Annotated in this window: 12 protein-coding genes and 1 pseudogene; 6 read left to right on the forward strand and 7 right to left on the reverse strand. The window is 61.7% G+C overall.

Annotated features, from left to right (window positions below; translation table 11 throughout):
• Positions 1-173: 173 nt before the first annotated feature.
• Together LOC54_RS09810 and LOC54_RS09815 are read left to right on the forward strand one after the other, a co-directional pair.
• Complete coding sequence (locus LOC54_RS09810; protein ID WP_279313646.1) at positions 174-689, forward strand: flavin reductase; 516 nt, start codon at positions 174-176, stop codon at positions 687-689.
• Positions 686-856, forward strand: a complete 171-nt coding sequence (locus LOC54_RS09815) for a hypothetical protein (RefSeq protein ID WP_279313635.1) — start codon at positions 686-688, stop codon at positions 854-856. The genes LOC54_RS09810 and LOC54_RS09815 overlap by 4 nt, the downstream gene beginning before the upstream one ends.
• 46 nt (positions 857-902) lie before the next feature.
• Here LOC54_RS09815 and LOC54_RS09820 read toward each other — a convergent pair whose 3' ends face one another.
• The 7 genes from LOC54_RS09820 to hisB are packed head-to-tail and all read right to left on the reverse strand — an operon-like array spanning position 903 to position 5,555.
• Positions 903-1,277, reverse strand: a complete 375-nt coding sequence (locus tag LOC54_RS09820; protein WP_279313636.1) for a histidine triad nucleotide-binding protein — start codon at positions 1,275-1,277, stop codon at positions 903-905.
• A 12-nt stretch (positions 1,278-1,289) separates the two neighbouring features.
• Positions 1,290-1,751 carry a phosphoribosyl-ATP diphosphatase gene (locus tag LOC54_RS09825; RefSeq protein WP_279313637.1) on the reverse strand — a complete coding sequence of 154 codons (462 nt, stop codon included), beginning with the start codon at positions 1,749-1,751 and terminating at the stop codon, positions 1,290-1,292.
• 28 nt (positions 1,752-1,779) lie between these two features.
• A complete protein-coding gene (gene hisF, locus LOC54_RS09830; protein ID WP_279313638.1) occupies positions 1,780-2,559 on the reverse strand; it encodes an imidazole glycerol phosphate synthase subunit HisF in 780 nt (259 codons plus the stop codon).
• On the reverse strand, positions 2,559-3,905 hold the full coding sequence (gene hisA, locus LOC54_RS09835; protein ID WP_279313639.1) for a 1-(5-phosphoribosyl)-5-[(5-phosphoribosylamino)methylideneamino]imidazole-4-carboxamide isomerase: 1,347 nt from the start codon (positions 3,903-3,905) through the stop codon (positions 2,559-2,561). Before hisA ends, hisF begins: the two co-directional genes overlap by 1 nt.
• Positions 3,902-4,585: an imidazole glycerol phosphate synthase subunit HisH gene (hisH, locus tag LOC54_RS09840; RefSeq protein ID WP_279313640.1), complete on the reverse strand. Its 684-nt coding sequence runs from the start codon at positions 4,583-4,585 to the stop codon at positions 3,902-3,904. Before hisH ends, hisA begins: the two co-directional genes overlap by 4 nt.
• The gene (locus LOC54_RS09845) at positions 4,582-4,950 is read right to left on the reverse strand and encodes a hypothetical protein (RefSeq protein WP_279313641.1); all 369 of its coding nucleotides are present in this window, start codon (positions 4,948-4,950) and stop codon (positions 4,582-4,584) included. The genes hisH and LOC54_RS09845 overlap by 4 nt, the downstream gene beginning before the upstream one ends.
• Positions 4,947-5,555 (reverse strand): imidazoleglycerol-phosphate dehydratase HisB, encoded by a 609-nt coding sequence (gene hisB / locus LOC54_RS09850; protein WP_279313642.1) that lies wholly within the window; start codon positions 5,553-5,555, stop codon positions 4,947-4,949. Before hisB ends, LOC54_RS09845 begins: the two co-directional genes overlap by 4 nt.
• 255 nt (positions 5,556-5,810) lie before the next feature.
• Here hisB and LOC54_RS09855 point away from each other — a divergent pair, with 255 nt between their 5' ends.
• The 4 genes and pseudogenes from LOC54_RS09855 to LOC54_RS09870 form a co-directional block, all read left to right on the forward strand.
• Complete coding sequence (locus LOC54_RS09855; RefSeq protein ID WP_279313643.1) at positions 5,811-7,202, forward strand: amidohydrolase family protein; 1,392 nt, start codon at positions 5,811-5,813, stop codon at positions 7,200-7,202.
• 15 nt (positions 7,203-7,217) lie between these two features.
• Positions 7,218-8,282 carry an aldo/keto reductase gene (locus LOC54_RS09860; protein ID WP_279313644.1) on the forward strand — a complete coding sequence of 355 codons (1,065 nt, stop codon included), beginning with the start codon at positions 7,218-7,220 and terminating at the stop codon, positions 8,280-8,282.
• A gap of 14 nt (positions 8,283-8,296) precedes the next feature.
• The gene (locus tag LOC54_RS09865; protein ID WP_279313645.1) at positions 8,297-9,499 is read left to right on the forward strand and encodes an L-dopachrome tautomerase-related protein; all 1,203 of its coding nucleotides are present in this window, start codon (positions 8,297-8,299) and stop codon (positions 9,497-9,499) included.
• A 43-nt stretch (positions 9,500-9,542) separates the two neighbouring features.
• Positions 9,543-10,269: pseudogene (locus LOC54_RS09870) on the forward strand (aldehyde dehydrogenase family protein); the annotation flags it as partial.
• Positions 10,270-10,344: the final 75 nt, after the last annotated feature.

Consider the following 10,344-nt stretch of genomic DNA (forward strand, 5'->3'; position numbering starts at 1 on the left):
AAAACCAAGGAATCATATCCTGGCTTCGTCAGTCTCGTGTCAGCACTCCAGTGGATACCCTTTGTCCACGAAACCTAATTCGGCTATAATTCTGGCCACGGATATTGCAGGCCGGTATGTCCTGGCGTAGGGACGTGTGATCTGTTCGTGCGTTTTAAGGCAGAGAGGCGGAAATCTTGGCGGTCGGTACAGAGGAATTCCGTGAGGCGATGTCGCGCCTGGGGGCGGCGGTGAATATCGTCACCACGGGTACGGTGGAGGACCCGGCGGGGTTTACGGCGTCCGCCGTCTGCTCCGTTTCGGATTCACCGCCCACGCTTCTGGTCTGTCTGAACCGGTCTGCACGGATTCGCCCGGCTTTTTCTGAGGGCGGGGCCATGTGCGTTAATGTGCTTTCCGCGGCTCAGAAGGTGCTTTCTGCCAGTTTTGCGGCACCTTCCGATATGAAGGACCGGTTTGCCACCGGGCACTGGTCCGCACTGGAGACCGGTGCTCCGGCGCTGTCCGAGGCTCTGGCCAGTTTTGACTGCCGTATCAGGCAGATTGTCGAGGTCGGTTCGCATTCCGTGATGTTCGGCGAGATAGAGGCGATCCGTCTCGGCACGGGCAGAGGCGGGCTGATGTGGTTCAACAGGGCGTATCACGATCTGCCACATGGCCCGGCAGCAAGGCAGGAGCAGACATCATGATGGAGACGGCCGGAGCCTGGGTAACCCGGGCGCTTGATTTCTTCGCATATAAGATGACGCAGAGAGACGTGCCCGTGATCGGCATACGTGAGCTGATCGTGATGCACGTTCTGCTTCTGCTGTTCTGTGGCGGAATGGCCTGGATCGACTGGTCCCTGACCGGCTGAGCCTGCCGGGACAGGGCGTGCCGTGGTGATACGCCGGGGCTGCTGATCAGGCGAGTGCGACCGAGAGGGGTTTTCCTGCCAGGATGTGCACGTGGAAATGCGGCACTTCCTGTCCGGAATCCGGGCCTGCATTGGAGATCAGCCGAAATCCGGGCTCGTTCAGACCGAGGTCTTCCGCCACTTTCCCGACTGCGCGGGTAAAGCCGGTGATTTCCTCCGGCGTGGCCCGGGCGCTGAAATCGATGAATGAGACGTACGGGTTTTTCGGGATCACGAGCACGTGGACCGGTGCCTTGGGGCCGATATCGTGGAAGGCGAGCGCCCATTCATCCTCGAAAATTTTCCGGCACGGGATCTCTCCGCGCAGGATTCTTGCGAACACGTTATCGTCGTCGTAGGGGCCGGTGCCTTTGACTGCCATCGGTGATCTCCTTCAGTTCCGGACCGTACGGGATGCTTTTTCCTCGACGCCGCTGGTGCCTTCGCGGCGTTTGAGTTCTGCCCAGACGTCTTCCGGCGTGACGCCTGCATCCACCCACATGACGATCAGGTGGTAGAGCACGTCAGCGCTTTCCCCGATCAGTTCCCGGGTGCGTCCGGCGACGGCCTCGATCAGGCATTCGACGGCTTCCTCTCCGAATTTCTGGGCGACCTTGCGGGTTCCGCGGGACAGCAGGCGGGCGGAGTGGCTGACGCCCGGATCGGTGCCGCGCCGGCTGAGCACGACCTCGTACAGGCGTTCGAGCACGGCGGCGTCCGGCTGCGTGGCGGCTTTGCGCGCGGTGGCTTTTTTCGCAGGAGTTTTCGTCGCGGCAGGGGCTTTCTTGACCGTGGTTCCGGTTTTGTCTGCGGCGGTTTTACCGGTCTTGCGTCCGGCGGAGGGTGCTTTGGCCATATTCAGTCTTATGTCCGGAATGAGGGGATCATGGAAGGGCAGGTACGTTTTCCGGCGGCCTGACGGGCAGGCCCGCGTCTGCGAGTGCGGTGCGGACCTGTGGAATCGACAGGCTTCCGAAGTGGAATACGCTGGCGGCGAGGAGCCCCGTGGCGCCAGCGCGCGCGCCTTCCACGAAATGGTCTGTCGTACCGACGCCTCCGGAGGCGATCACGGGCACGCGGACGGCGGAGACGGCGGCCCGGAGCAGGTCGAGATCGAAGCCTTCTCCGGTGCCGTCGCGATCCATGGACGTGAGGAGGATCTCCCCGGCGCCGCGTTCCGCCACGTTACGGCACCAGTCGATGACGCTGATGCCTGTGGGGGTGCGGCCGCCATGGGTGAAGACTTCCCATCCGCTTTTTCCGTCGGATCTGGCATCCACAGCGACGACCACGCACTGGCTGCCGAATTTATTTGCGGCTTCACTGACCAGTTCCGGGCGGCTGACGGCGGCGGAGTTCATCGCGCATTTATCGGCTCCGGCCAGCAGCAGGCGGCGGATATCGTCTGTCGTGCGGACGCCGCCGCCGACGGTGAGCGGCAGGAAGATCCGCTCGGCCGTGCGGCTGATGACGTCGTAGATCGTGTCGCGGTTCTCATTGCTGGCGGTGATGTCGAGAAAGGTCAGTTCATCCGCACCGGCGGCGTCATAGACGGCGGCCTGTTCCACCGGATCTCCGGCGTCGCGCAGGGAGACGAAATTGACGCCCTTGACGACCCGTCCATTCTTTACGTCCAGACAGGGGATGATCCGCAGCTTGAGCATCAGCTCAGGATCCTGAGTGCGTCTGCGGGTGAGACGCGGCCGTCATAGAGGGCGCGTCCGACGATCACGCCTTCGATTCCCGGTGCGGTCCGGGAGGCGTCGCGCAGGGCCTGCAGGTGCTCCGGGGAGCCGACGCCTCCGGAGGCGATGACGGGGATCGAGACGGTGCGGGCAAGCTGGACTGTCTGTTCCAGATCGAGGCCTTCGAGCATGCCGTCGCGGGTGATTTCCGTGAAGATGATGGCGGAGACACCGGCATCCTGCATCCGCAGGCCGAGATCCGTGGCCTGCATGTCGGAAACCTCGGCCCAGCCTTCGGTGGCGACATAGCCGTTGCGGGCGTCGATTCCGGCGACGATACGACCGGGGAAAGCCCGGCAGGCTTCCCGGACCAGGCCCGGGTCCTTGACGGCGACCGAGCCGAGGATCACCCGGCTTACGCCCGCTTCCAGCCAGGAGCTGATGGCGTCCATATCCCGCAATCCGCCGCCGAGCTGGACCGGTACGGTTGCGTGTTTCACGATCTCGCGCACGGCTTCGCTGTTGGCGGAGCGTCCGGCGAAGGCGCCGTTGAGGTCTACGACGTGAATCCATGAAAATCCGGCCTCGCACCAGGCGCGGGCCTGTGCGCCGGGATCGGAGGAATAGACGGTTGCGTCGTTCATCTCGCCCCGGCGGAGGCGGACACAGGCTCCGTCCTTGAGATCGATCGCGGGGTAGAGTGTCAGGCTGCCGGAGGTCATGGGGGCGGATTTATCCTCGGTGGAATCGAAGCAGGCGGAGCCCGGCAGGACGCGGTCCTCCGGGTCCTGCAGGAGGAGGTGGAAATAAAGGCCGGGCACGGTCCGGCCGCGGATGCGGGAATAGAACGGGTGGGTTCCCCATTGCCGGAATCCGGCCTTTCTGAACTGTCTTATGGCCCCTGTCTGTGTTTCGCGGACATCGAGATTGAGCACCTGAAGGCCCATGGCGCGGGCGCAGCCGATCAGCTCCTCAAGAAGCTTCTCGCCAAGTCCCATGCTGCGGGCGTAGGGCGCGATATTGAAGTGCATGACGGAGGCCGTCATGGCCTGTGCCTCGTTATTGCGGACGGGTCTGACGAGCTGGACCGAGCCGACGATCACGCCGTTGAGGCGGGCGACGAACAGCATGCGCTCGGGTACCAGCAGCACGCCGTAGAAATACTGTTTGAGACGTGTGCTGCCCTGGGGTGTCAGCCAGCCGAAGCCGCCTCCGGCGAGGATACCGGCATCGGTGGCCTCGCACAGGGCGCTCATATCGTCTTCGCTGAGCGTATCGACGCGCTCTGCGATCAGGCTGTCATCCGTCTGCGGGCGGGCTGTCATGCGGCGATATCCGCCTGTATCCGGCACTGCGGGGTCCAGCGGAGGAAGTTGCCCAGAATCCGCAGTCCGACTTTCTGACTTTTCTCCACGTGGAACTGTGTTCCGGCGCAGTTGTCCCGCACAACGATGGCGGGGACGGCTCCGCCGTATTCCGTGGTGGCGAGCAGCTCGTTCCTGTCTCCTCCGGAGAGGGCGTAGGAATGCACGAAATAGCCGTGGGGGGCGGGGCCGAGGTGGTCCGTGAGCGGGTGCCGTCGTGTGAGGTTCAGCTCGTTCCAGCCCATCTGCGGCAGGCGCAGGTTTTCCGGCGGGTCCATCGGCGTGATCTCTCCCGCGATCCAGCCCAGTCCGGGGGTGGGGCCGTGCTCCAGACCGCGCTGTGCCATGAGCTGCATGCCGACGCAGATACCGAGGAACGGTGTTCCGTTGCGGACGGCGTCCTCAAGCGCGGCCCGCAGTCCGGGTCTGGCGGAAAGTCCCTTTACGCAGTCTGCGAAGGCGCCCTGGCCGGGAAGGACGATCCGGTCTGCCGTGCGGATGGTGTCGGGATCGGCGGAGATGGTGACGTCGGCGGTGATCCCGCTGTCTGTGGCAGCCTGGCCGAGGGCACGGGCCGCGGAGGCGAGATTGCCGCCGTCATAATCCACGACAACAAGAGTCTGCCGTGCTGCCGTGCTCATACGACGCTCTCTGCCGGAGCCGTGCTGTGGTCGAAAAAGCGCAGGAGGGCGCTGTCCTTGGTTTCTGCCAGAACGTCCGGTCCCCGTGTCCAGCCGCGGAGGCGCAGTTCTGTCTCCCTGAATTTCGGGACGAAGAGGGCAAGCACGGCATGGATCAGGACGAACCATGGCAGCAGCAGGGGAGAGTCGCGAAATGCGACCGTGAACAGGACGCTTATCGCGCCGATGATCCACGCGCTGATGCGCATTCCGCCGATACGCAGCCCGATCCATCCGAGAAAGAAGGTCGGCCAGTGGATTTTCTGCGGGATGACGGCAGGGACGGCTTCATCTGCGGGAGGAAGCCAGACGGACCAGAGTTTCACAGCACCCCCTTTGTGGACGGGATCAGACCTGCGGCGCGCGGATCGTGTTCTGTGGCCGTGCGCAGAGCACGTGCCGTGGCCTTAAACGCGGCTTCGGCGATGTGGTGGCAGTTGGTGCCCGCTTTTTGTGTCACGTGCAGGGTTGTCATGGAGGCCATGGCCAGGGCGCGGAAGAATTCCTCGAACAGTTCCGTGTCCATCTCTCCGATCTTGTCGCGCGGGAAGATGACGGACCAGGCGAGGAAGGGGCGGCCGGAGATGTCTGCGACGACCTCGGCGAGGGCTTCGTCCAGCGGGACGAGAGCGTGGCCGAAGCGGCGTATGCCGCGCCGGTCTCCCAGGGCTTTGTGGAATGCCTGACCCAGTGCGATGCCTGTATCTTCCACCGTGTGGTGGAAATCGATGTGCAGGTCACCTTTTGCGGTGATATCCAGATCGAACATGCCGTGCCGTGCGAGGGCGGTGAGCATGTGATCGAAAAATCCTATGCCGGTGTCGATGCGTGCCTCTCCCTGCCCGTCGAGCGACAGGGTGATGGTGATGTCGGTTTCTCCGGTCACGCGGTGAACCGAGGCGGTGCGGGGCAGAGGGGCAGTGTCAGTCATCGGCACCGTTCTAACAGCTTGCGGGGCGCTGTGCCATCGGGGGATGGTATGACAGCGGCGATGTGAGGGCTGTTTTCAGCCGGTCCGTTCCCGGTGTTTTTCGCCCGGGGATTTTCTTTTTGCAGGATCAGGAAAAATCCGCAGACGGTTCTGCTGCGTTTATATCATTCTGTTTCCGTGTTCCGGTTCCGGTGCGGGGGTTGCATGTCTGCGGCGTCCTGTTCTGTTATCGGGCATTCATTGAAGGAGGGTGTCATGAGACGTTTTCTTCTGACCTCGGCATTATGTGCTGCTCTGGGGGGTGTGGTCCCGGGTGGTTCCGCTCTGGCTGCGTCCGTGACCGCTCCGGCGGAGGGCGAGCCGGTTGCCCTGACGCATGTGCGGATTGTTGACGGGACGGGGGCGGCTCCGGTTGAGGACGCCACTGTCGTGATACAGGGCGGGCGTATCACTGCTGCCGGTCGCGGTGCGGAGATCCCCGCGGGGGCGCGGCGTCTCGACCGGTCAGGCGATACGGTTCTTCCCGGGCTTGTGTCCGATCACATGCATGTCGGCCAGTATGAGGGCGTGACGGTCGATTCCCGGTTCTATACCCGCGATGTGATCATGCAGGAGCTTGGCCAGTACCGGCGATACGGCGTGACGACGGTGGCGGCTCTGGGAAACAATGCGCCGGCTGTTTTTGATCCGCTGCGTCGGGAGGCGCATGCCGGAAAGACGCCTGCTGATCTGTTCGGCGTTGATCAGGGCATTGGTGTGCCGCGCGGGGCGCCTCCGGTGAATGTCGCGCCTGATCAGCTGTTCCGTCCGGAGACTGTCGATGAGGCGCGCCGGGATGTGGACCGGATGGCAGATGAGGGCACGGATCTGGTCAAGATCTGGGTCGATGATTTCGACGGGACGCTGCCGGTCAGGATGAAGCCGGAGATTATCCGTGCTGTTGTCGATGAATCTCATAAACGGCATCTGCGGGTTGCCGCGCATATTCATGACCTTGCAGATGCGGAGCATGTTGTGGATGCGGGCGCGGACATTATTGCGCATGGCGTGCGGGACAAGGCCGTGACGCCGGAATTTGCGGAGCGGCTGAAATCGCGCGGGATCTGGTATATTGCCACGCTGCAGCTTGATGAGGCGGGAACGGCGTGGGCGGATCATGCGCCCTGGACGGAGACGCCGTTCACGCTTGCGGGGCTGTCTGCTTCGTTCCTGGCGCAGATCAGCGATCCGGCCTGGTCTGCCGCGCACAGCCATGGAAAGCAGGCGGATTTTGCGCGCAGTTCCCTCGCGATGAATCTGCGGAATCTGAAAACGCTTCATGATGCCGGAGTGAAAATTGGTTTCGGAACCGACAGCGGTGCAATGCCGTTGCGTGTACCGGGGGTTGCGGAGCATCGTGAGCTGGATCTTACGGTTCAGGCGGGGCTTACGCCTTCCGAGGCCATTCATATCGCGACCGGAAATGCCGCGGCCCTGCTCGATCTTTCTGATCGGGGGGTGATCGCGCCGGGTATGCGGGCCGATCTCCTGGTTGTCGAGGGCAATCCCGCGGCCGATATTGCGGATGTTCACAGGATTGTTGAAACTTGGGAGAACGGCACGGCTGTTCCGGGGCCTGTGCGGCAGGTATCAGGGGCGAGGCAGTAAATAGGGAGAACATTGATGGAGTATCGTCTTCTTGGCCGTTCGGGTCTGAAGGTTTCCGTTCTTACGCTCGGGACCATGACGTTTGGCGGCAAGGGTGATTTTGCCAAGACCGGCAATACTGACGTGGCCGGTGCGCGTCATCAGATCGACATGGCGCTCGATGCGGGTGTGAACATGCTTGACACTGCCGACATCTATTCGGACGGCGTGTCCGAGGAGATCATCGGGGACGTTCTGGATGACGCCCGGCGGAAGCGTCTTCTGGTGGCGACGAAAGCGCGTTTTCCCACGGGAGATAAAGGCCCGAACGAGCGTGGTCTGTCGCGGCATCATCTCATCCGGGCCTGTGAGGCCAGTCTGAAGCGCCTGAAGACGGATCATATCGATCTTTACTGGTGCCATGAGTGGGATGGCCTGACGCCGGTTGAGGAAATTCTCGGCGCGCTCGATCATCTGCAGCGTTCCGGCAAGATCGGCTATGTCGGCGTTTCCAATTTCTCGGGCTGGCATATCATGAAGATGCTGAATGCCTCTGAGAAAAACGGAACGGTCCGTCCGGTGGCGCAGCAGATTCACTATACGCTGCAGGCGCGTGAGGCGGAGTATGAGCTGCTGCCGGTTGCGGTGGATCAGGGTGTGGATGCGGTGATCTGGTCGCCCCTGGCGGGCGGTCTGCTTTCGGGCAAATACCGTCGTGACAAGCCTGAGCCGGAGGGTACGCGTAAGGCGGCCCAGTGGGATGAACCGCCGGTTCACGATATTGAGGCGCTGTATGACATCGTTGAGGTTCTTGTCGATGTTGCCTCCCATTATGAAGGTGCCAGCCCCGCGCAGGTGGCTCTGGCCTGGCTGCTGGGCCGTCCCGGTGTTGCCAGTCTGGTGATCGGCGCGCGGAATGATACGCAGCTGGCCGATAATCTGAAATCTGCTTCCCTGAAGCTGACGGATGAGGATTCCGCAAGGCTGGAGGAAGTCAGCCGGCCGCCGCTGCTCTATCCTTACTGGCATCAGCGGAATACGGCGTCTGATCGTCTTTCCGAGGCGGATCTTACGCTTCTGCGTCCGTTCCTGAAGAAATGAATCCGGGATATTCCATGCGAGGTGCTGCTCCGGTTCTGTCCGGTTTTCGTGCGCGCTGCCTTCTGACGGGGCTTGTGGCGGGTCTTTCATACTTCGCTCCCGGGAGTGTTTCCCGGGCGTCTGCGGCGGGGGGTGCCGAAGCCGGGATTACGGAAAATCGTGATCCGGCCTTCGGGCAGCACGGAAAGGTTGAGGTTGTCGCGCGTATTGCTTCGGCCGATCCGTCCGGGATCGTGGTGGTCGGGGGGCGTCTGTTCCTGACATTTCCCCGTCATGATGGGGATCATGGAGGGCCGGGTCTTGCGGAGTGGAAAGACGGGCGGCTGATACCGTTTCCCTCGGAGGCGTTTTCCTCTTCCGGACAGGGGGAGCCTGAGCGGCACCTGATTTCTCCGCACGGAATGACAACGGATACCCGGGGCAATATCTGGGTTATTGATGACGGGAAGATAAAGGGGCGGGATATTCCGCCGGGCGGTGCCAAGGTTGTGGGGATCAGCCCGGAGACGGGCGAGATCATTGCGACCGTTATCCTGAAGGATGCCCTGCGGCCGGGCAGTCATATGAATGATCTGCGTGTTGATCTTACTCATGGTGAGAAGGGTACGGTCTTTATTACGGACAGTTCGTTTGACGGGCATCCGGCTCTGGTGGTTGCGGATATTGCAAGCGGAAGGCAGCGCCGGGTTCTGGAGGGCACGGTTTCCGTGATGCCCGATAAGGGATATCAGACCGTTCTTGATGGTCATGTGCTGGAATACGATCCGAAGAATCCCTCCTTTCCTGCGGGAGGAGCGGACGGGATCACGTTATCTTCTGATTCCTCGACCGTATTTTATGCTCCGCTTGCGAGCCGGAGGCTTTACAGCCTGCCTTCTGCCGCTCTTGCGGATTTTTCCCTTTCTTCTGAGAAGCTGGCATCGATGGTCAGGGATGAAGGAGAGAAGGGTGCGGCTGACGGGCTGGCGACCGATCCGTGGAACCGGATCTATACCACGGCGGCCGATCATGATGGTGTTTTCCGGCGTAATCCGGATGGCCGCTACGATCTGATTGCTTCTGATCCGCGGATTGTCTGGCCGGACGGTATTTTTGCCGATCATGAGTTTGTCTATGTTGTTGCCGGGCAGTGGACGCGGCTTCCGCGGTTTCATCAGGGGCATGATCTGCGCAGGCCGCCTTTCCTGGTTGTCCGGATTCCGATCACGCCTCCCTGACAATTTCGTCTCAGGGATCGGGCAGGAACAGGGTGTGTGCGGCCCTGATCTCGTCCTGCAGGTTGTTCACGGGGATAAGGATATGGTCAATGCTATCCTTGGACATCCGGCGATCGATGCGGTCAGTTTCATAGGATCAACCCCCATCGCAAAGCATGTCTATGCGACGGGAACGGCGAACGGAAAACGTGTGCAGGCTCTTGGCGAGGCCAAGAACCATGCCATCGTCATGCCTGACTGCGATCTGGACAAGGCTGTCGATGCCCTTACCGGAGCAGCCTAGGGGGCTGCTGGTGAGCGCTGCATGGCGATTTCCGTTGCTGTTGCGGTGGGGCCTGTGGTGACGGCTCAGCATCGTGATCGTGTTTGTGGGCTGGTGGAGTCCGGCGTGGAGCAGGGGGCGACGCTGGTTGTGGATGGCCGTGGCTATACCGTTGCAGGTTATGAGAAGGGATTTTTCACCGGTGCATCTCTTTTCGACAATGTTTACCTCCGGGATGAAGATTTATCAGGAAGAGATTTTCGGTCCGGTTCTGTGCGTGATGCGTGCGCCTGATTTCGAGACGTCTCTGAAGCTGGTCAATGAAAGCCCGTTTGGAAACGGAACGGCCGTATTCACGCGGGACGGGGATACGGCGCGCAGTTTCGCGCATCGGGTTCAGGCCGGGATGATCGGGATTAATGTGCCCATTCCCGTGCCGATGTCGTTTCATTCCTTTGGCGGCTGGAAGGATTCCCTGTTCGGGGATCACCATATGCACGGGCCTGATACCAACCGTTGATTGCTAGAACCTATGCGCCCAATTGCGCAGTCCGATTGACATGATGCGCCAAGGTTGTTCGAC

Origin of the sequence: Acetobacter sp. AN02 (genome assembly GCF_029759835.1) — a bacterium.
GTDB lineage: Bacteria > Pseudomonadota > Alphaproteobacteria > Acetobacterales > Acetobacteraceae > Acetobacter.